Origin of the sequence: Catenulispora sp. GP43, assembly GCF_041260665.1 — a bacterium.
Lineage (GTDB): Bacteria > Actinomycetota > Actinomycetes > Streptomycetales > Catenulisporaceae > Catenulispora.
Genome location: NZ_JBGCCT010000035.1, coordinates 49,413 through 69,258, shown reverse-complemented (window position 1 = coordinate 69,258; position 19,846 = coordinate 49,413). Strand labels below are relative to the sequence as shown.

16 protein-coding genes and 1 tRNA gene are annotated in these 19,846 nt (G+C 69.7%); 9 read left to right on the top strand and 8 right to left on the bottom strand.

Going from position 1 to position 19,846, the window contains the following annotated elements:
- Positions 1-34: 34 nt before the first annotated feature.
- Genes ABH926_RS44605 through ABH926_RS44590 form a run of 4 tightly spaced genes read right to left on the bottom strand, consistent with a single transcriptional unit; the run spans position 35 to position 3,430 of the window.
- The gene (locus tag ABH926_RS44605) at positions 35-1,486 is read right to left on the bottom strand and encodes a hypothetical protein (RefSeq protein WP_370372952.1); all 1,452 of its coding nucleotides are present in this window, start codon (positions 1,484-1,486) and stop codon (positions 35-37) included.
- Positions 1,483-2,265 carry a hypothetical protein gene (locus tag ABH926_RS44600; RefSeq protein ID WP_370372950.1) on the bottom strand — a complete coding sequence of 261 codons (783 nt, stop codon included), beginning with the start codon at positions 2,263-2,265 and terminating at the stop codon, positions 1,483-1,485. Before ABH926_RS44600 ends, ABH926_RS44605 begins: the two co-directional genes overlap by 4 nt.
- Positions 2,262-2,933 (bottom strand): hypothetical protein, encoded by a 672-nt coding sequence (locus ABH926_RS44595; RefSeq protein WP_370372948.1) that lies wholly within the window; start codon positions 2,931-2,933, stop codon positions 2,262-2,264. Before ABH926_RS44595 ends, ABH926_RS44600 begins: the two co-directional genes overlap by 4 nt.
- A 5-nt stretch (positions 2,934-2,938) precedes the next feature.
- Positions 2,939-3,430 (bottom strand): hypothetical protein, encoded by a 492-nt coding sequence (locus tag ABH926_RS44590; RefSeq protein ID WP_370372946.1) that lies wholly within the window; start codon positions 3,428-3,430, stop codon positions 2,939-2,941.
- Between the two features lie 4 nt (positions 3,431-3,434).
- Between ABH926_RS44590 and ABH926_RS44585 the strand changes: the two genes are divergently transcribed.
- The 5 genes from ABH926_RS44585 to ABH926_RS44565 all read left to right on the top strand — a co-directional run bounded on the left by ABH926_RS44585 (position 3,435) and on the right by ABH926_RS44565 (position 7,873).
- Positions 3,435-3,770 carry a hypothetical protein gene (locus ABH926_RS44585; RefSeq protein WP_370372944.1) on the top strand — a complete coding sequence of 112 codons (336 nt, stop codon included), beginning with the start codon at positions 3,435-3,437 and terminating at the stop codon, positions 3,768-3,770.
- Between the two features lie 213 nt (positions 3,771-3,983).
- On the top strand, positions 3,984-5,024 hold the full coding sequence (locus tag ABH926_RS44580) for an NAD(P)-dependent alcohol dehydrogenase (protein ID WP_370372942.1): 1,041 nt from the start codon (positions 3,984-3,986) through the stop codon (positions 5,022-5,024).
- 31 nt (positions 5,025-5,055) lie between these two features.
- Positions 5,056-5,847, top strand: coding sequence for a peptidyl-tRNA hydrolase (locus ABH926_RS44575; protein ID WP_370373052.1), 792 nt, complete (start codon positions 5,056-5,058; stop codon positions 5,845-5,847).
- Positions 5,848-6,000: 153 nt separating this feature from the next.
- Positions 6,001-6,765 carry a peptidylprolyl isomerase gene (locus ABH926_RS44570; RefSeq protein ID WP_370372940.1) on the top strand — a complete coding sequence of 255 codons (765 nt, stop codon included), beginning with the start codon at positions 6,001-6,003 and terminating at the stop codon, positions 6,763-6,765.
- 331 nt (positions 6,766-7,096) lie between these two features.
- Complete coding sequence (locus tag ABH926_RS44565; protein WP_370373049.1) at positions 7,097-7,873, top strand: SDR family NAD(P)-dependent oxidoreductase; 777 nt, start codon at positions 7,097-7,099, stop codon at positions 7,871-7,873.
- A gap of 49 nt (positions 7,874-7,922) precedes the next feature.
- Here ABH926_RS44565 and ABH926_RS44560 read toward each other — a convergent pair whose 3' ends face one another.
- Complete coding sequence (locus ABH926_RS44560) at positions 7,923-10,040, bottom strand: ricin-type beta-trefoil lectin domain protein (RefSeq protein WP_370373047.1); 2,118 nt, start codon at positions 10,038-10,040, stop codon at positions 7,923-7,925.
- A gap of 68 nt (positions 10,041-10,108) precedes the next feature.
- Positions 10,109-11,476, bottom strand: a complete 1,368-nt coding sequence (locus ABH926_RS44555; RefSeq protein WP_370372938.1) for a ricin-type beta-trefoil lectin domain protein — start codon at positions 11,474-11,476, stop codon at positions 10,109-10,111.
- A gap of 182 nt (positions 11,477-11,658) precedes the next feature.
- Between ABH926_RS44555 and ABH926_RS44550 the strand changes: the two genes are divergently transcribed.
- The 4 genes from ABH926_RS44550 to ABH926_RS44535 all read left to right on the top strand — a co-directional run bounded on the left by ABH926_RS44550 (position 11,659) and on the right by ABH926_RS44535 (position 16,216).
- On the top strand, positions 11,659-12,714 hold the full coding sequence (locus tag ABH926_RS44550; RefSeq protein WP_370372936.1) for a LacI family DNA-binding transcriptional regulator: 1,056 nt from the start codon (positions 11,659-11,661) through the stop codon (positions 12,712-12,714).
- 848 nt (positions 12,715-13,562) lie between these two features.
- Positions 13,563-14,345, top strand: coding sequence for a hypothetical protein (locus ABH926_RS44545; RefSeq protein ID WP_370372934.1), 783 nt, complete (start codon positions 13,563-13,565; stop codon positions 14,343-14,345).
- A gap of 5 nt (positions 14,346-14,350) precedes the next feature.
- Entirely contained in the window at positions 14,351-14,650 is a 300-nt protein-coding gene (locus tag ABH926_RS44540) for a DNA-binding protein (protein ID WP_370372932.1), read from the top strand.
- Positions 14,651-14,653: 3 nt separating this feature from the next.
- Positions 14,654-16,216: a hypothetical protein gene (locus ABH926_RS44535; protein ID WP_370372930.1), complete on the top strand. Its 1,563-nt coding sequence runs from the start codon at positions 14,654-14,656 to the stop codon at positions 16,214-16,216.
- 604 nt (positions 16,217-16,820) lie between these two features.
- On the opposite strand, the gene ABH926_RS44530 is transcribed toward ABH926_RS44535, so the two are convergent.
- A complete protein-coding gene (locus tag ABH926_RS44530) occupies positions 16,821-19,127 on the bottom strand; it encodes a 2OG-Fe(II) oxygenase (protein ID WP_370372928.1) in 2,307 nt (768 codons plus the stop codon).
- A gap of 644 nt (positions 19,128-19,771) precedes the next feature.
- Positions 19,772-19,844: transfer RNA gene (locus ABH926_RS44525), tRNA-Glu, on the bottom strand.
- Positions 19,845-19,846 lie beyond the last annotated feature (2 nt).

Sequence of the window (19,846 nt, the reverse complement as noted above, 5' to 3'; positions counted from 1 at the left end):
GACGTCCCCGCTTTCGTCTGCCCGAGCACTCCGCTCAGCGCAGCATCGCGGCTTCCAACAACGCGACCTGCTCGGTCGGCGTATCCGGAACCTTGCGCGGCGCGGTACTCGTGACGACCGCGACCACATCCCCGCTCTGGAACACGACCCGCCGCTCCACCTGCCCCGGCAACCCGCTCACCTGGTCGAACTTGTGCAATGCGGCAGTCGACGTGGCAACGCCGAACGACGGCAGCGTCAGCAGCGGCACCACACTCTCGGGCCCACTCGCCTTCGCCAACGACGCGCCGTCCAGCAAACTGGCCACCGAGAACGCAGCCTCATGATCGGGGAACTGCACCAGCTCGACAACCGTGTGCTGCCCATCAACCGCGACCCACCCGCGCCACGCGACCCGCCGCACCCCCGCATCGTAGAGATGGGCGGAAACATCGTTCCCGGACAACGAATTCTCGAAGTCCGCGACACTCTCCCAACCACTCTCCTTGGGCACCGCCCCAACCGGAGCAGGCACAAGGTACTGACGCAGATCGCCATAGTGAGCCTGCGTCTGATTGCTGTCAGCCCCCGGTGCCGCCTCCCCAGCCGGCGGTACGGGATGGACCACCCCGGGGAAGCTGTAGCGGCCATCGCTCGGCGTGGCGAGGAAGGGCACATCGGTACGCCGCGGGAGCGTGACGGCATAGGCGGTCCCCACACCCAACGCACCGGCCACGACGAGCGCCGAGCCGTAGCGCAGGGCGAGGCGCGGCCAGCGGCGCTGCGGGGTCGGCGCGGCCTCGGCCTGCAGCTGGGCGAAGAAGGCGGCGGGGTCGAGGTAGGGCTGGGCGGGAATGGCGGGGGCGCTGGGCTCTGCCGCCTGCTCGCCTGCCGCCTGCTCGCTTTCGCCTGCTTCGGCTACGGTGCCGGCATTGCCCGGCTCACTAACCGCTGTCTGGGCTGAGGCGCCGGCATCGCTGGCCTCTGCCAGTTGTTCGCCTGCCGCTGCTTCGGGTGCCGGGCCGGCATGGCGGGTTTCTGTGACCGGCTCGCTTTCGGCTGCTTCGCCTGCTTCGGCTGCTGTGCCAGCATGACCGGACTCCGCCGCCTGCTCGCTCGCCGCCGCCTGGGCTGAGGTGCCGTCCTCTGCCGCCTCCGCCACTTGCTTGCTCGCGCCGACCTCCGCCGGGCCGCCATCGCCACCAACCTGCTCCTCGAACGCCACCTCGACATCGCCGACCGCTGCCGCATCGCTGGCTGCCGCATCGCCGACCGCTGCCGCATCGCTGGCTGCCGCATCGCCGACCGCTGCCGCATCGCTGGCTGCCGCATCGCCGCCCGACTCATCGTCCCGCGCCGCATCGTCCCGCGCCGCATCGTCCCGCGCCGCATCGCCGTCCGCCGCATCGCCTGCCTGAATCCCCCCGTCCGCCTCATTCCGCGTCTGAGTCTTCGTCTTCCGCGGCGGCTCTCCGAAGGCCGCCAGGACATCATCCTGCGCGCTCACGTTCCCAGCCCGCCCTTCAGCGTGTCCAGCTGCCGTCCGAACAGCTCGGTCACGGCGTTCGTGTCCAGCGGCACCGTGCCCACGGCGTTCACGATGGCGAGGGTGTCGCCGACCGTCGCCAGGCACGTCATGCTGTCCAGCGGGTCGCCGACGTGCGTCACCGGCAGTACGCACAGGGCGTCCGGGTGGCCCGGCACCTGCGGTCCGGTGCGGAAGGCGCGCGACTGCTTCACCACGCGCTCGAACTGGCCGGTGCTCTCCGCCGACTGGGCCGGGTCCAGGCGGAGCACGGTCACCGCCACGTCCAGGGTCCCGGCCTCGTTCTGGTAGGTGCGCACGGCGCCGTCGTTCATGTGGCCGTTGGTGATCGCGCCCTGTGCGTTGGTCATGTCGGACGGCGGCAGCGTGCCGAACAGCAGCGCCACCGTCGGGTCGGCCTGGTCCGGCGGGATCGCGGCGTCGTTGCCCAGGCCGCCTTCGTCCGGTCCGGGCTTGTAGCCGTCGGGGATCGGGAGCAGGAAGTCCTTGACGCTGCCGTAGTGCGTCCCGTCCGGCCGCACGCCCGAGGTCACGCTCGGACTCGGCGTCGTCGGCGGCGCGACAGGGACGCTCGCCGTCGCAGCGTCCTTGGCCTTGGCCGGCCCGATCGCGGCCAGGACCCCGAACCCGGCACCGGTCCCGACGGCCAGCGCCGACACCAGCCACCCGGCGACGAACAAGCCACGGCGCCGCGAAGCGGAAGCGTCGGCGACATCAGGCTCCGGAAGCAGCTCGCTCACAGTAGATCCGCCTGGTCCCTCGTCACGGCCACGATGTCGTTCGTCGTCGGCATGCTCTGCGCCCGGCTCACGAACACCTGCTCCACCACATTCCCGTGCCGCACCAGCCCGTAAGCCGTGTACTTCCCGTCGGCGCCCTTGCGCCCGGGGCGGCCCACGGCCGAGTCCGCCGACTCCGGAAAGGCGGGTTCGCTCGTGTCCAGCGGGAAATGCGTCATCGTGCAGTACGACGACGCCTCGTCGCTGGTCCGGAACTGCACCAGGTCGACCTCGACGTCGGCCCCGTCCGCCGTCGTCCAGCCGGTGCGCACGGCGCGCCGGAAGTCGAGCCCGTTCAGCCGCTCCAGTGCGTCGGACGGGTTCTGGTAGTACTCGGCCAGGTCCGCGATGGTGAACCAGTCCCGGACCGTGAAGTCCTCGGCGTCCTTCGCTCCCGCCGGCTTCGTCACCAGGACCGCGCGCAGGTCGCCGTTGAGCTTCGCGCCGTCGTCGGTATTCGGGTCGCTCGGGTCCGCTGCCACGGGCACCGTCGCGGCCGCCAGCGTCTGCTGGACCGGCGGCAGTGGCGTGGCCGGGCGCGCCTGCTGGATCAGGAAGCCGCCGACGGCGCCGCCGACCAACCCGAGCACGACCGCCGAGGAGAACAGCAAACCGGTCTGTCGCTTCACGTCCCTCAACTCCCCGAGTCCAGCCGGGCGATCTGCTTGCGCACCCGGTCGATCAGCACCGCGTGGTCCACCGGCGGCTGTCCGAAGACGTCGATCTCGAAGAACACGTCGCCCCGGAAGCCGACGGCGCGCAGCCGGGCCTCGCCCAGCGAGGCGTCGAGCGGGATGTCGTACGCCTTCTCGTCCGGGTAGCCCGGGATGCCGAACGCCTTCCAGCCCGCCATCGGCTTGTCGCCGGCGGCCCAGGCGCGGGCCATGTCCGCCGTGCCGAAGTGCAGCAGTCGCACGTTGACGTGGTACTTCGCGTCCCCTGTCTGGTAGCTGCGGCTCGCGCCGCCCTTGAAGTCCAACTGCTGCAAGGCCTTCAGGGCGTCGGAGCTGTTCGAGTAGAACGCCGCCACGGCGGCGGCGGTCAGCGCGTCGCCGTCCGGCGAGCCGATCGCCGAGCCGTCGGATGGTACCGGCAGTAGGAAGAAGCGCAGGTCGCCACTGTGCACGCCGTTGGAGACCTTCCCGGTCACCGTCGAGGACGGCGTCGGGCTGGACGGCGGCGCGGCCGGCGCCGACATCGAGGACGAGGACGAGCTCAGCGTGGGACTCGGCGAGGCACCGGCACCGCTACCGCCCGAAGCCGAATCAGAACTCGAAGTCGCCATCGCAGCGGCCTGCGACGTCGCCGACTTCCCGGAAGCGTCCGACGAGTGGCCCCGCCCCACGGCCACCACGGCTCCGGCGGTCCCGCCCGCGATCAACACCCATCCGACTGAGAACGCCGCGATCGTCGCACGTCTGCGACCGGCGCCCGGAGAACCAACCCCTGGCAACGTGTACCCCTGAACCCGAGAACGGACGAGAGGAGGATCTTCCCAGTCGTGAGGATGTTCGGAAAACCTCATTTGAGATCACGGTTCGGCCACGATTCACCCCCCCGGGTCCGCCCCGCTCGGCCCCGGCCGGATTGCGGCCCGAGCTGCGGGACGTCAAGGTGGGGAGGAGCCAGCCCGTCCCGCAAGCCTGTCCCGAAAGCCTGTTCCGGAAGGCGGTCCCGCGATGAAGGCCCTCCAGTACCCGGCGGTCGGTGCCGCCCCGGTGGTCGCCGACGTCCCGGACCCCGAGCCCGGCCCCGGCCAGGTGCTGTTGAAGGTGACCGCCGCGGGCGTGTGCCACTCCGACATCGCGGTGATGAGCATGCCCGCCGCCGCGCTGCGCTTCCCGCTGCCGCTGACCCTCGGGCACGAGGGCGCCGGCACGGTCGAGGCGCTCGGCGACGGCGCGAGCGGCTTCGCCGTCGGCGACAGCGTGGCGGTGTACGGGCCCTGGGGCTGCGGGATGTGCCACATGTGCGCGCAGGGCAAGGAGAACTACTGTCTGCGCGCCGCCGAGCTGCAGATCTTCCCGCCCGGACTCGGCGCGCCCGGCGCGATCGCCCAGTACCTGCTCGTCGACTCCACCCGACACCTGGTCCCGCTCGGCGACCTGGATCCGGTGCGCAACGTCCCGCTGACCGACGCCGGCCTGACCCCGTACCACGCCATCAAGACCTCGCTGCCCAAGCTCGTCGGCGGCAGCACCGCCGTGGTGATCGGCACCGGCGGTCTCGGGCACGTCGCGATCCAGCTGCTGCGCGCGCTGAGCCCGGCCCGCGTCGTCGCGCTGGACGTCGCGCCGGAGAAGCTGGAACTGGCCCGGGAAGTCGGCGCCCACGAGGCGCTGATGTCCGACGAGAAGGCCGCGGTCGCGGTGAAGGAGCTGACCGGCGGACGCGGCGCCGAGGCGGTCTTCGACTTCGTCGGCGCGCCCCCGACCGTCGCCCTGGCCTCGGCCTGCGCCGGCGTGGAGTCCGACGTGACGATCGTGGGCATCGGCGGCGGCAGCGCGCAGGTCGGCTTCGGCGTCACGCCGTACGACGCGGCGTTCCGCGCGCCGTACTGGGGCACGCGGGCCGAGCTGATCGAGGTGCTCGACCTGGCGCGTGAGGGATCGGTGTCGGTCCACGTCGAGACCTACAGCCTGGACGAGGCGCCGAAGGCCTACGAGCGGCTGCACGCCGGCCAGGTCCGGGGGCGGGCCGTCATCCTCCCCAACGGCTGACGCATATTCTGCTGGGGTGAGTGGCTCGATCATGGAACCCGGCGACCCGTTCGCCCCGCCGACTGTCCCATCGACTGTCCCGCCGGCCGTCGCGCCGACAGTCCCGGCTGTAGCGGCGGCCACGGAAGCCGAAGCGGCGGCGCGCGACGCGAATCCGCAATACGTGCTGCCCTTGGTGGTCCGCATCGAGCGCGCGACACCTCCGCAGCGCACTGACGCACTGGAGACGTCGGCCCGTGCCGTCCTGACCTTCCTGGCCGACCCGCGCTCCACCGAGCCCGACGGCGAGTGGACGGCCCTGGTCCACGCCTGGACCGACGGCCGCATCCGCAAGGTCGTGCGCCGGGCCCGCGGGGCCGAATGGACGCGCGCCGAGGCGCTGCCCGGCATCACCGTCACCGGCACCGCCGAGACCGACCCGGCGCAGGTCCGCGTCTACCCGCCGGTCCCGCTCGACGCCTGGCCCAAAGACCTGGCGCGCCTGCAGGTCTCCGGCACGGACCTCGAAGACCCCGAACCGCCGGCGCCGGTCGAGCCCGGTTCGCAGCCGGTGCTGTGGCTCAACCCGGAGCTGGAGATGACCGCCGGCAAGGCGATGGCCCAGGTCGGGCACGCCGCGCAGATCGCGTGGTGGCGGCTGACCGACGCCCAGCGCAAGGAGTGGGCCGACGCGGGCTTCCCGCTCGCTGTTCGGGTCGCGCCGAAGGATGCGTGGCCGGCGCTCGCCGACTCCGGACGGCCGCTGGTGCGCGACGCGGGCTTCACCGAGATCGCCCCCGGATCGTGCACGGTGGTCGCCGACCTCCCGGTGCTCGAGGGCTAGCGGCTGGCCGCGGGCTCCGAGTAAGAGCTCGAAGATAGTTTCGACCCGATTGGTCGGCATTCGCCGGTCCGCAAAGCTCATCAGGGGTTTACAGCCGAGGCACGCCTGGGAAAGGCTCCAAGCGTCCTGGCCCACCTCTCAGGGAGCTGAAACATGCGGAAACCCCGCCTCACCAGCCGGTCCGGCCGCTTCGTCGCGGCGGCGGCCCTGCTGCTCGGCGTCAGCGTTGTCGCCGCGTCGGGCGCCGGAGCCTCCGGCGGCGCCGCCCCGGTGCGCCCCGGCCACGCGACGGTCGTCGCCGGCGACGCCGCGCCGGCCCCGGCCGCCGCGCACGCCGCCACCACGACCGCCGCCGACCCCTGCGGCTTCGTCCCGTCCGTGCCCGCCGACAATTTCAAGGGCATCCCGCAGTTCAACGCCGCCAAGGCGGCGCAGCCGTACTCGGTGGTCTTCCACACCAGCCAGGGCGACATCACCGTCAAGGCTCTGACATCGGCCGCGCCCTGCACCACCTACTCGTTCCGCTTCCTGATCGACCACGATTACTACGACGGCACCCACTGCCACCGGCTCACCACCCAGCGCCTGTGGGTGCTGCAGTGCGGCGACCCGACCGGCACCGGCAGCGGCGGCCCCGGCTACTCGTTCAACGACGAGAACCTGACCGGCGCCACCTACCCGGCCGGCACCGTGGCGATGGCCAACGCCGGCCCGAACACCAACGGCAGCCAGTTCTTCTTCACCTGGAAGGACACCAAGCTCCAGCCCGACTACACGCCCTTCGGCGTCGTGACCAAGGGCATGGACGTGCTCCAGAAGATCGCCGCGGCCGGCGAGGACGACCAGAACGGTCCCGGCGACGGCTACCCGAACGACTACGTGCTGTTCCACCACGTGGGGATCCGCGCCGGGCGGTAGTGCCCGGGAGACGGCTCGAGCGGGCCGGCCGGTGTGGTTTCCCGCCGGCCGGCCCGCTGCTGTTCGCGGTGTGCTGGTGCGGGCGGCTGCCCGCTCGCCGCCGCCCGCCTGCCCGCTCGCCGCGGCCTGCCCGAGCGCCCGCCTCCCCGCCCCTCCTGTTGCCGCCAAGCCCCCCGCCCCGCAGCATCGGATCATGGACCGCGATCTGGCCAGCACCGAGGCGCCGACCATCGTGCCGGACACCGACCCCGGCCCAGGCTCCGCCCCCGGCGCCGACGCCGTCGACGGCACCGGCGAGCCCACCGCCCCCGGCGAGGGCACCGCGACCGCGATGGAGGCGCTCGACTTCGATCCGGCGGTCGCCGAGTTCGCCGACCTGACCGCGTTCGTCACCGGCGCGGCCTCGGGCATCGGGCTGGCGACGGCGCGGCGGCTGGCGGCCGGCGGCGCTGCGGTCGCGCTGGCCGACCACGACCTCGACGGCGCCGAGCGCGCGGCGACCGAGCTGGCCGAGACCGGCGTCCCGGCGTTGGCCGTGCGCCTGGACGTGACCGATCCGGCCTCGGTGGAGGCCGCGGTGGCCGCGGCCGTCGCGGGGCTGGGGCCGCTGCGGCTGGCCGTCAACAACGCGGGCATCGCCGGGTCCGCCGCCCCCACCGGCGACTATCCGGTCGAGGACTGGCGCCGCGTCATCGCCACCAACCTCGACGGCGTCTTCTACTCCCTGCGCTACGAGATCCCCGCGATGCTCGCCGCGGGCGGCGGCAGCATCGTCAACATGGCCTCCATCCTCGGTACCAACGGGTTCGCCGGCGCCCCCGCCTACAGCGCGGCGAAGCACGGCGTGGTCGGTCTGACCAAGACCGCGGCCCTGGAGTACGCCGCGCATGGCATTCGGGTGAACGCGGTCGGCCCCGGTTTCATCGAGACTCCGCTGCTGTCCGGCGCGGACGCCGCCGCGCGCGAACTCCTGGTGTCCCTGCATCCGATGGGGCGGCTGGGACGGGCCGAGGAGGTCGCCGACCTGGTCGCGTTCCTGCTGTCGGACCGGGCGTCGTTCATCACCGGCAGCTACCACCTCGTGGACGGCGGATACGCGGCCCGATAGCGGAAAAGCCGACCGCGGGATCGCGGTCGGCCTTTCCAACAGGGGATGTTTACGGGTAGTTCGTCAGATAGCTGACATTGTGGCTCGGTGTGACCTGCCCGCCGGTCTCGTTGACCTGGTGGTTGATCGTCCCGTCGCCGCCGAGCACGGTGGTGACCATGTCGTGGAACGCGACGCCGGAGGTGTTCGGCGTCTCGATCGCGTGGTCGAGCACCACCGAGGGGTTGTCGCGGAAGTACGCGTAGATCCCCAGCCCCCACGCCTGATGCGAGGTGACCGAAGGTCCGACCAGGTACGAGGCGTACCCCGTGTCCCCGTTCGGCGGCACCCAACTGCCCTGGTCGGGCACGTCATACGGACATTCGCTCTGGTAGAAGTACGTCCGCCCGCCGTTGCCGAACCACTCGGTCTGATACTGCTCGAAGTGCTCGACCGCGAGCCCGTACATGGTCACGTTGTTCCCGTAGACCACGAGCCCGTTGTTCGCCGGATTGACGTTCCACCCGACGCCGTTGGTGTGGTCGGCGCGCCAGATCCACAGGTCGTCGCCGATCACGTTGTTGCTGTTCACCACCAACGCCTGCGAGGCCTGTGCGGCCTGGTCGCCGCCGATGCGGAAGAAGACGTCCTGCAGCTCGGTCGGATCGGCCGCGTGGCTCGCCGACGAACCGCTGGGGCCGATCTGCATCAGGACCGCGGAGTTGGTGGAGTTGGCGCTGATCAGCAGGCCGGCGATGTCGATGCCGTCCACGTCGGCGGTGGTGATCGCGGCGTTCCCGTTGTCCGGGACCAGCGTCGCCATGCCCAGGCCCAGTACCACCGTGTTCGGCGCCGTGATGTTCAGCGCCGAGGCCAGGTGGTAGACGCCCGGCGTCACGATCAGGCTCTTGCCCGCCGACAGCGCGGCATTGATGGTGGCGGAGGTGTCGCCCGGCTTGACGATGTAGAACTGGCTGACCGGGATGGAGGTGCCGGCCGGCGTGCCGGAGGTCCAGTCCGGGCCCTGGGCGTTCGTCCGGAGCGCGGGGACGAACACCTGCCAGGTGCCGCTGGAGTCGACGTAGATGAACGGCTTCTCGCGGTTCGTCGGCGACTGCGCGACCGTGGTGTACGGCGGGTTCGGGAACGAGGTCGACGGGGCGTTGGTGTCGCCGACGAAGACCATGTTCCAGTTCGAGCCCGTCCAGCCGCCGTTCATCGCGGTGTCCTGGGTCAGGAACTGCTGCTGGGTGCCGGAGTTGATCTGCCCGCTGATCCGCGAGTCGCCGACGTAGCCGCCGCTGGACCAGTTGCCGCCGCTGCCGTGGACGTTGTCGTACAGCAGCATGCCGCCGTTGACGTCCATGCGGCGGAACGGGTCGGCCTGGGAGACCGCCCACATCGTGCTGCCGGACGGCGGACTGACTTCCATGTTCTCGGCGTCGCGCCAGAAGTTCTGGGTGGCGTTGCCGTCGGCGGTGTGGCCGAACACGTGCACCGTGCCGCCGGTGATGTTCACCTGGTCCGGGGACAGTCCGAGCCCGGCGACCTCGGTGTTGTAGCCGACCGGGACATCGACGTTGTACGAACCCGGCGCGAACAGCAAAGCGTTGCGCTGCGTGCCGAACTCGTTGTTGACCTGAGCGTTGTAGACGTTGTTGATGTCGGCCTGGATGGTCGAGGACGGCATCGACGGGTCGAAGATGGTGACGTTCGGCCCGAAGTCCGGGTGCGGGATGCCGCCTCCGCCTCCACCTCCGCCGGTCGGGAGTGCCCACTGCTGGTTCGACGAGTCGGCGCAGCTCCAGATCTGCGCCTGGGTGCCGGAGCCGCCGAAGCCGGTGTCGTCCAGGCACTTGCCGGAGTTCGGGTTCAGGAGTTCGCCGTTGGACTGCGGGACCCAGACCTGAGCGCTGGTCCCGTTACAGTCGTAGAGGTCGACGGTCGTGCCGTTGGCCGTGCCCGCCGCGTTCACGTCGAGGCACTTGCCGAGGACCTGGAGCGTGTTCGTGGCGCTGTCCACGGTCCAGCTCTGCGCGTTGCTGCCGTTGCAGGTGTAGACCTGGATCGGGTTGAAGTTCGCCGACGAGGCCGAGCGGTCGTCCAGACACAGGCCCTGATAACCGGTGATCGGGCCGACCGGGTCCGCGGCGGTCGCCTTGGGCGCCGTCGTCGTCGCCATTGCCATCTGGCCGAAGGCCACCAGGCCCGCGGTCAGGACGAGCGCGCCGAATCCGGCGGTGAGTGTACGTTTTCTCAAGGCAGGTTCCACTTCTGGTTCGACGAGGCGGCGCAGCTCCAGATCTGCACCTGCGTGCCGGAGCCGCCGAAGCCGGTGTCGTCCAGGCACTTGCCGGAGTTCGGGTTCAGCAGTTCGCCGTTGGACTGCGGGACCCAGACCTGAGCGGCGGTGCCGTTGCAGTCGTAGAGGTCGACCGTGGTGCCGTTGGCGGTGCCCGCGGCGTTCACGTCGAGGCACTTGCCGAGGACCTGGAGGGTGTTGCCCGAGGTCACCGTCCACTGCTGCGCGGTGGTGCCGTTGCAGGTGTAGACCTGGATCGGGTTGAAGTTGGCCGTCGAGGCCGAGCGGTCGTCCAGGCACAGGCCCTGGTAGCCGGTGATCTGGCCGGTCCCGGTGGGCGGTGGGGGATTGCCGCCGCTGTTCCCGGTGATGGCGTTGAAGATCCGGGAGTACGCGTAGCCGGTCGCCTTGTCGTAGCTGTCGACCTCCCAGAAGGAGAGCTCTGCGACGCCGTTGTTCGCCGCGAAGGTCTCCAGGGTCTGCGCGTCGGACTGGGAGAACATCGCGCCGTCGTCGTTCTTGCCGGCGATCGGGGTCAGGCCCTCCTTGCCGTAGGCCGCGGACGTCGAGATGCCGTACAGGCTCGCGATCTGGCCGGCGGCGGCCTGCGCGGAGGACAGGGCGTCGTTGATGACCGGCTGGCCGTCGTAGTAGTCCATGGTCATCAGGTTGACGACGTTGACGTTCACGCCCTGGTTCTTGGCATCCTGCAGCAGGTTGATCTGGTCGCCCGGCAGGCCGGTGGGGTCCACGGCCAGGGTGAAGTCGATCTGGACTCCGGGCTCCTCCTGCTGGAGCGCGGCCAGCGCCTGGTCCCGGCGGGTCGTCGCGCCGGTGTCGCTCAGGACCCCGCCCTCGATGTCGAAGTCGAGCCGGGTGACGCCGTAGGTGTCGACGATGTTCTTGTACGCCGCGGTCAGCGACGACACGTTGGTGCAGGTCTGTGCCAACTCGCCGCCCTGCGCGCCGCCGAAGGAGATGATGACGTCGCCGCCGGCCGCCTTCAGCGCGTTGATCTGCGAGGTGAACGAGCCGACGGAGTAGTTGCCGGCCTCCCACATCGGCGTGCAGCCGGACTGCGGGATCAGGAACGCCAGCGTGTAGCGGGCGTCGCCCGAGGCGCTCATGTCGGCGGCCATGTCGCCTGCCGAACCGTCGCTGAGCTCCAGGTAGGGAGCGGCGTAGTGAGCGGGGATGGCGGCGGGGCGGACCGTCGCGGCGTGCGCGGTGGTGCTGATCGCGGCGGTGGCCACGAAGCCCAGGACGCAGGCCCCTGCCAGGGAGGTGCGAAGGGGTCTGAGCCGGTTGAGAGGTGGGATCACTGTGCTGCTCCTTTGTGGGGGGTGGAGATGGCATGCAGCTGAACCGACCCGAGTTGTTACAGAAACAGTTCCGTAACACTGTTGGCCGATGAGGAGTGAAGCACCGCGCACCACTTTCGTCAAGACGCGAATAAAGACGGTTTACCAGGGCTTTGCCGAGCGGCGCGCGCTATCCTGCCCCGGTGAAACAAGATGATGTTTCGGGACGGCCCTCGACGAGCGAACGGACCACCGTGCGCGCGATCGCCGCCGAGACCGGTCTGTCGATCGCGACCGTGTCCCGCGTCATCAACGCCCAGGGCCAGGTCTCCGAGGACACGCGCCGCCGCGTGCAGGAGGCGATCGAGGACCTGGGCGGCCGGGCGCCGGCGCCCCGCCCCCGGCTGCCCAAGACCGAACTGCCGGTTCTGGTGCGCTGCCCGTACAAGCTCAGCGACTATTTCGGCGCCCTGGTGACGGCCGTCGCCGAGGCCCTGGTCGCCGCCGGCCGCCAGGTCCTGCTCGACGTCGGCGATTCCCGAGTGGACGTCCCGGTTGTCCGCGCCCTGTCCACCTCCCGCACGACCTCCGGCGCGATCCTGATCCTGCCGCCGGAGCCCGCCGAGGATCTGCGCTTCCTCCAGGCACGCCGCTACCCCCTGGTCGTCGTGGACCCCCGCACCCCCGTCCCGCGCGGCGTGGTCTCGATCGCCTCGGCCCACACCGCGGGAGCCAGAGCCGTCACCGGCCACCTGCTGGACCTCGGCCACCGCCGCATCGGCGTGATCTCCGGCTTCGAGGACTGGCTCTCCGGCTCCGACCGCATCGCCGGCCACCTGGCGGCCCTGTCCGAAGCGGGCCTGCTCGGCGACCCCGACCTGCTGCGCCACGGCGAACCCGCGATCCACACCGGCCTGCGCGCCGGCGGCGAACTCCTGGACCTCCCGGACCGCCCCACCGCGATCGCCTGCTTCAACGACAAAGTCGCCGTCGGCGTCTACCAGGCCGCGGCCGCCCGGAGCCTGACAGTGCCGACGGACCTGTCGGTGACAGGGTTCGACGACAGCGAGATCGGCCGCGCCACCGCCCCGATGCTGACCACCGTCCGCCAGTCCCTGGACGAGATGGGGCGCATCGCGGTGACGATGCTGGTGCGGCTGATGGAGCGGCAGGCGCTGGACGCGCTACATCTGGAGTTGGCGACGGAGCTGATCGTGCGGGGGAGTACGGGGCCGGTTCCGGTATCGGCGGCGGGATGAAGAAGACTGTCAGGTCCCTGATGCTTCGCCCGCGCCTGCGCGTCCACACCGGGCAACGTAAGAAGGCCGGGACAGACGATGTCTGTCCGGGCCTTCCAGAAGTAGCCCCGACGGGGATCCGTGCAGATCGGTCCGTGGCGCAACAGGCCCTGACCTGCGATCTTTCCATATCGCTATTGAGTGGATACTTGACTGAGGATGCAGCATGTTCTGTATCGATTGCCGTCCGTAACGGATCTGTTGGTCCGACGGAGAACAAGTAGCCCAGGGTGCCTCCGGCTCGGGATCGGTTTGGCGACCGCGCCTCGTCCTCCGGAGTGGCTACCGATGTCATCCGGAGTACGTTGCGGGCGTCATGCCGTGCAGACGGTGAGTACCAGCCGCGCTGGCGATCCGGCCATGGTCGCGGACTGGAAAGCCGCCCCTGACGTGCGGCAAGGCGGTCGCGCGGAGCGACCGGCCGTTCACTGGAGTAGCCCCGACGGGGATCCATGCACATCGGTCCATGACAACGGCAGATCCTGCGGCGCTGACCTGCGATCTCTTCGAATCGAGGTCGATCACCGGCTGCCATGATCGCGTGCTGGCGCTGCAGCCGACCTGAAGTAGTCAGTGGATCCCTGATGTCAATTCAGATCGGTCCGTAGGCGCATAGTCCCGACGAGCCGGTGGCGCTTGGATGCCGCAAGGCGTGGATAGACCGCAGCCAGTCCGTCTAACGAGTGGTCGGAATGGTCAATTCTGCTGGTATTCGGAGATTCGGCAGCCAAACGGTCCAACACGTGCTCAATTGGTCTTGGAGGGTGGCGTGTTCGAGCCACCCGAACTCCAAGATCAAGGAGCAGACAGTGTCCACCTGTCCGAGTCACTTCGCCCTGTTCGAATCCATCGACATCCACATCAGGTCGTCAGACATCCGATCGAGCATCGTCCTGGCTGACGGTTCGTCGGGCCCCGTCGCCGTGGCTGACGTCCGCGCCATCCTCAGCAATCCGGACACGAGCGTCGAGGCGAGTGACGCAGTCTGGTCGGAGCTGATCATCCGGGCGCGGATGCAGCGCGATCCGTGGCAGCTCGTGGCGATCTGGGCGATGACCTCTGGTCTCCGCGCCGCGTCGTGGAGGCTTTCCCAGCATGGACGTGTGGATTATGCGGACGCCCAGTCGGAGATCGTGCTCGGGTTCCTGGAAGCCCTGCGAACCATCGATGTCGACGCCTCGCGGCTCGGTAGAACTTTGTGGCGGGCCGCGAGCAGCCACGGCTGGCGCACTTGCCGTCGCTCCAGTCGCGAGTTTTCCGTGCGCGATCCCGAGACGGTCAGTGTCCGGGTGACGGATCGCGATCGTGCCCATGGCTCCGGAGGCGCCGAGCTCTGTCGTGAAACCGCGACTGCTGAGCACGTCGACGAGGGCCGTCTGGAGGGCGAACGCCTGGGATCGCTGGCCGCGCGCGCGGGTCTGTGCGACAGAGCGCGACGCCGGCAGGCAGTCGAACCCATCGACAGCGTCGTCCGCTACATCCGGCTCGGTGAGCGCGGCATCCGCCCAGGTCCCCCCAGAACCCGCGTCGCACGGCAAGCACACGATAGCTGCACCCGCCGTCATGACAACCGCGACGGAGGACTGCGATGACGCCTATGCGGCAGCAGACGGCAATGCTCACCTTCCCCGAGCTCTTCCAACTCCCCGTCTCCGTAAGTTTGGCGACGGCTGCACGGGCCTTCGGTTTCAGCACCAACACGGCTTACAAGCTGGTCAGGCGCGAGGCGTTCCCCTGCCGAGTGATCCGGCCCTCCTGGTGCTACCGCGTCCCGACCATGAGCCTCATGGCGGCACTCGGTGTCGAGAGCTTGCCTGTCCATTTCGAGGACGTGGAATCGGGCATGGACTTCGCCGCCAGATTCGATGACGAAGACTCGACCGGCGGGCGGGGATGAGTTGTGGTGCGCCGTTGGGACCCGATCAACGACAAACAATCCGATCTCCTTGAGCGCATCGCGGACGGTGACACGCTCAGCGCCCCCGAAGCGACCTCGGCGAGGCAATCGGCGTACGCGTTGCGGAGTCGAGGACTCATCACGATCGACAAGCGGGGCGGCGTGTTCACAGCCGCGATCACCGATACCGGACGCTTCTATCTGCGGCACGGTCGGCACCCTGACCGTCCGGAAACGCCAGAGGCGGCCGACGCCAAGGCCAAGGCGGTACTCGAGACACGAGCGGCGGCAACTCGAGACTCCGCTGCCGCACTGGTCAAGCGCTTGGCGGAGACTAGCGACAGAACGTTGCGGATCACTGATCCAGATGACGAAACGCGCGCCTCCTATCGCCGTCAGATCCATGCGGCCAAGCAGTATGGGCTTGTCCCCGAGGCCAGCATCCTGCGCCATACCGGTCGGGCGAGCGGCGACATCGTCATCCGGCTCTTGGACGCTGATAACCCCGACGAGACTGACTGGAACCGCGTTCGGCTCAACCTTCGCAAGCCCAAACATGCGGATCAAGACCTCGGCGTGCTCCTCGCGGAGAACCCCGCCGCACTGGCGAGAGTCAGTGTCGGGCAGCGCGACCGAGCGGTCGCTTTCCTGATCGCCCTCCGAGACGAAGCAGCGAAGCACGGATACGAGGTGCGCATGGCGCGACGCGGCCAGCACGCCAAGCTCGGCTACCGCTTCGGCGGTAGCGGCACGCAACAGGAACTCGAACTGTCCGAGCAATACGATGAGGTCCCCAGTACGCCGCAGCGCGGCCGGCGCAGTCAGTCCTGGCAGTACTACGGCAGCACCGAGCGCGTACCATCCGGTCGGCTGGAGTTGAGAATCGATCGAGCCGGCTATGGGAAGAACGGCTACCGGAATCGCGACACCTGGACAGACGACAAGCGGGGCACGCTGGAGTCGCGCATCCGGCAGATTGCCAAGGAGGCCCAGGCCGGGTTCGACGCTGACGAGGCTCAGCGGCTCGAGTTTGAGCGGCGGCGGGCGGAAGCGCACGCACAATGGCTTCGCGAACAGGAAGCCGCCCGACTGGAGCGGGAAAGGAAGGAGGGCGAGACTCGCCGTGCCTGGGAAACAGCCCTTGCCGAAGCACGGCCTCAAGCCGTCGACGCGGTCCGCCAGGCCACTCTGGTCGCTGCCCTTCATGCCTGGCGTGACGCACGAGACCTTCGCGAGATCTGCGTAGTCCTCGACCAGTCCGCGATCGAAGCCGAGCGGGCCGACGACACCGGGCTCGCACTGAACCTCCGGTCCTGGCGTGACGTCGGCTTGGCCCTGGCCGATCAAACTGATCCGACAACCGGGCAACGGTCCCTGGGCCGCCTGCCCTTCGAGGTTGAGCCGAACGCGGATGAACTTCGCCCGTTCCTCGACGGCTGGAGTCCCGACGCGCCGCACAGGGAGGATCCCGCCAAGTCAGCTCCTAAGCCGAATCTCGCCTATCCTCCAGCCTTGGGCGACAGCCAACCGAGACCGTGGCACCCGGGCCGGAAACCATGGTGGTGAGCCAGCAGTGGTGATCAATGCGTGCAGCGACTGCTGCCGCTGTCCGGCGAAGCTCATGTCTTGAACGATGCCGCGCGTGTCGGCCAGAAGACGTGACAGTCCCGCGTTGCCACTCAGGAGTGTTGCAGAGCCGCCTCAGGGGCGGCTGCGGGCCCGTTCCCGGCGAGCAGCCATCCGGTCGCCCGGGGTGCGTGAGTACGGTGGGACCGTGACTGCCGGACGCAGCACCCGCTTGGCCACACCGTCGTGGCGCAGATCCGCCGGGCCGAGACGCGGACCTGGCATCGCCGCTGGCTAACGGGCCGGTCGCTGGCTCGCAGCAGTGTCCTCTGGCCTATCGGGACGGCCATGGAGTCTGATTCTTGGCTGGACTGGCGGTCCGAACGCCCGATCATCCTTCAGGTGGGCAGTTCCCACGCGCCGGGTCGCGTGGTCGGCGAGTTCCGCCAGTTCTGACTTCCTCAGCCCGGACGTGGCGGGCGGCTCGGCGAGCGATGGGCCGAGGAGACCGGAGCCGGCGGGGCGGTGCCGGTTCGGCGTTCGGCAGCGGGCCGGGGGGAGGTGCGACAGGCGTCCCGCGCGAGTCGGAGGTGCGAGCTGTTGCTCATCGGACAGTCTGGGGCCACGCCGTGTGCAGCCACCGCAGATCGTCGGCATCGGCCGCGCGGGCGGCCTGCTCGTCGGTGAACAGCGTGTCCTTCTTGGTCAGCACCAGGGTGTACGGGCGTCCCTCGCGTCGGGTCTCGTGCCCGACCGGCAGTTCGATCGCGTCGATGCGCGTGTGGACGTGTCGGCGACCGTCTTTGGCCAGGGGCCACTCCCGGATCCGGAGTGCCGGATCGGCCAGAAACGCGGTCAGGACTTCGCACAGCGGACAAGCACAGTCATCTGGCAACCTGATCGACCAGTCGCCGGCCGCGCGCGCCGACCGCGCCAGTCGCCCGGCGAGCCGACGGGCGCAATCGGCTGCCGCGGCCGCCGCCAGACGGCTATCGGGTGCGTCGTGTGTTGCGGAGAAGGCGCGGAGCCCTGCGAGCTGCCAGGGCAGTGATTCATCACCGAGCCCTGCCAGGTGAGCCGCGATACTGTCGCTCAACGCCGTCGTCGTGGGACCCGCGGCGGCCGATGCGGCGATGACCGCGGCCAGCGGCTCGGAGAGTTCCGCTGATCCGGCGGCGCGGCTGCTGGGAGCCGGCGCCTGGAGTCGCGGTGCAGCAGTGGCGGTCAGCCGAAGCCAGGCCGACCGCAGCAGCACACCGGCGGCGGACGAACCCCCGCCGCCGGCGGCGGCCAAGCTGCCGCACAGCGCCGGCAGCGCCGAGTACCAGACGCGGGACTCGGGTGTGTAGCCGTGCAGTTCGTGCCGGCCGGTGGCGGACCAGGCGCTCAAGATCCCGCCCAGCCATGTGCCGCCGTAGTGTTCCGCAAGGCGGACCAGCGGCGCGGCATGCTCGGTGAGCAGGTCCTCGGCCCGGAACGGGGCCAGCAGCATGGCCGCCGTATCCGGCTGGTCCACGGCCTGCGCGGCGTCCAGCGCCGGGCCGAACACGTCGGCGCGGGGTCCCGGCCCCACCTTTGCCGTCCAGAACGGCGCGAGCGAGGCAGCGTCGGCGCGGGCCCCTGCGACGTCCCCGGAGTCGGCCCGCTCGGCGACGTGTCGCATCGCCCAGGCCGGAACCGCCTCGGCCCGGTTGGCGAACCCCAGGCCGTCGGGGAAAACCACCAGCGCCGCGCGCCGGTACCAGCGGTCCAGGGTGTTGCCGTAGTTGCCCATGTAGCCCTCGTACTGCTCGTCGTAGGGCGACAGGTCGTCGGTCGCGGTCGAGGCGCAGACCTCGTTGTCGCCGACGTCGAGGCTGATCTGCTCGCGGTGCCCGGTGTCCGGGTCGATCCAGCAGGACAGCGTCGTGACCGTCTCGATCAGGTCGTTGAGTTGGTACTCACCGTTGCCGTCCTCATCATCTTCGTCGTCGTACGACTCCTCGTAGTCCGAGCCCTCGGGGAAGGCGTCCCAGGTCTCCTTGATCTCGGTGACCGCGAGCATCACCCGGCAGCCGGCCTGTTCCGCGGCGGCCCGCAGCAGCGCAGCTCGGTCGGCGTCGCCTCCCTTGAGCCGGTCCCAGCTCAGCCCGCGCTCGGTGTACTCGTGGTCCAGGAGGTAGACCAGCCGCTTCGGCACCGACGGCTTCCCCCAGGAGTACGCCGTGGACGGGGTCGTGAAGTGGTCGCCCAGATACCGCGCGGCCTCCGCCGCCGCGTCGCGACCCGACGCCTGCGGTGCGCCGCCGTCCAGCAGCAGGTTGAACGTGGCGGCGATCCGATTCCCGGACTTCACCGGCCTGACCTCGTGGCGGCAGTCCGCGTAGAACGCGGCCAGAGCCAGCTTGGACGCCGAGCCCAAGGAGACCGCGCTGCGCGAGCCGTGCTTGATGACGAGCTCGCCGCCAGCGTGCCGGGACGGCAGCGTCACCACGAGCGTGCCCACCATCTCGTCGTGCTTCTCGGAGTCCTGATGCGGCAGGAAGAACTGGCCCGGCTCGTAGACTAGAAGTGAGTGCAGCTCGGCCCGCAGCGTCGCGGAGTCCGGCAGCCCGAGCTGCTCGCGCATCCCGTCCAGCACAGACATGAACTTCGGCGACCAGCTCACCTCGACCGCGGCCTTCGGCACCTCCCACGTGTCGCGCACCGACGCGTCGGTCAGAGTCTGTTCGCCGCGGCCGTAACGCGCCGCTGTGCCTAGTGCACACAGCTTCCGGGCCTGCGCGGGAGTCACTGGGAACTTCAGCTGGCCGACACCCTCGACCCGCACGTCGAGCAGTCCGGCATCGGCGTACTCGACGACCGCGAACGGTGGCTCGCCGAACTCCTTGGCCAGGACCGCAACCAGCCGCTCGCGCGCCGCGAACCTCATGACGCCACCTCATGCCTTCTCGCCGCCAGGGCTGCATCCATCCCGGCCGTCATGAGACCCCAAGCTATCGGACCCGGGGCCGGTCCTCGCACCGGCGGCGAGGTTCGGGCCGGCTCCAGGCCACGTTGGCGCATGTGGTCGAGGACTTGGGCGCGGGCGCGTGGACGTTCGGCAAGGCCCGCGATTCGGCGTTCGGCGAAGCGGGTCACCCGGCGGTCTGCGGTCGGCAGTGACACTCAGCACTGTTTCGCGACTCGCCTCGGACGCGGCCTTGCGCACGTAGTAGGACGATGTGTGCGCGGGCGGCGATGCCGGTGGACGTGTCGGGCGCTGTGATCAGTTCTCGCAGCGAGGCCTGCTGCTCCTCAGAGACGTCCACGTCTATTTAATGCTGTGTGTGCCAGGCTCGATGACGCGACCGGCTCACGGTTCCGTTCGGACGGGTGACGGAACAGCGTCACAGACGGCGAACCGGACAAACCCTGGGTGTCGAACCCGTGCTAGATCGACATAGGTATCTACCTGCGGGGATGCAACGTTCTGCGTAGTTCCCGATACCGGCCCGGTCCATGGCCGCAGAGTAAAAAAGGGGCCCTGACATGTGGAAAGGCCGATCACGTAAAGCGATCGGCCCGTCACGCAAGTAGCCCCGACGGGATTCGAACCCGCGCTACTGCCTTGAGAGGGCAGCGTGCTAGGCCGCTACACAACGGGGCCCT

Coding starts and splice junctions, on each gene's coding strand:
- ABH926_RS44580 (WP_370372942.1), top strand. CDS start 3,984: ATGAAGGCCCTCCAGTACCCGGCGGTCGGTGCCGCCCCGGTGGTCGCC.
- ABH926_RS44575 (WP_370373052.1), top strand. CDS start 5,056: ATGGAACCCGGCGACCCGTTCGCCCCGCCGACTGTCCCATCGACTGTC.
- ABH926_RS44570 (WP_370372940.1), top strand. CDS start 6,001: ATGCGGAAACCCCGCCTCACCAGCCGGTCCGGCCGCTTCGTCGCGGCG.
- ABH926_RS44565 (WP_370373049.1), top strand. CDS start 7,097: ATGGAGGCGCTCGACTTCGATCCGGCGGTCGCCGAGTTCGCCGACCTG.
- ABH926_RS44560 (WP_370373047.1), bottom strand. CDS start 10,040: ATGGCAATGGCGACGACGACGGCGCCCAAGGCGACCGCCGCGGACCCG.
- ABH926_RS44540 (WP_370372932.1), top strand. CDS start 14,351: ATGCGGCAGCAGACGGCAATGCTCACCTTCCCCGAGCTCTTCCAACTC.
- ABH926_RS44530 (WP_370372928.1), bottom strand. CDS start 19,127: ATGAGGTTCGCGGCGCGCGAGCGGCTGGTTGCGGTCCTGGCCAAGGAG.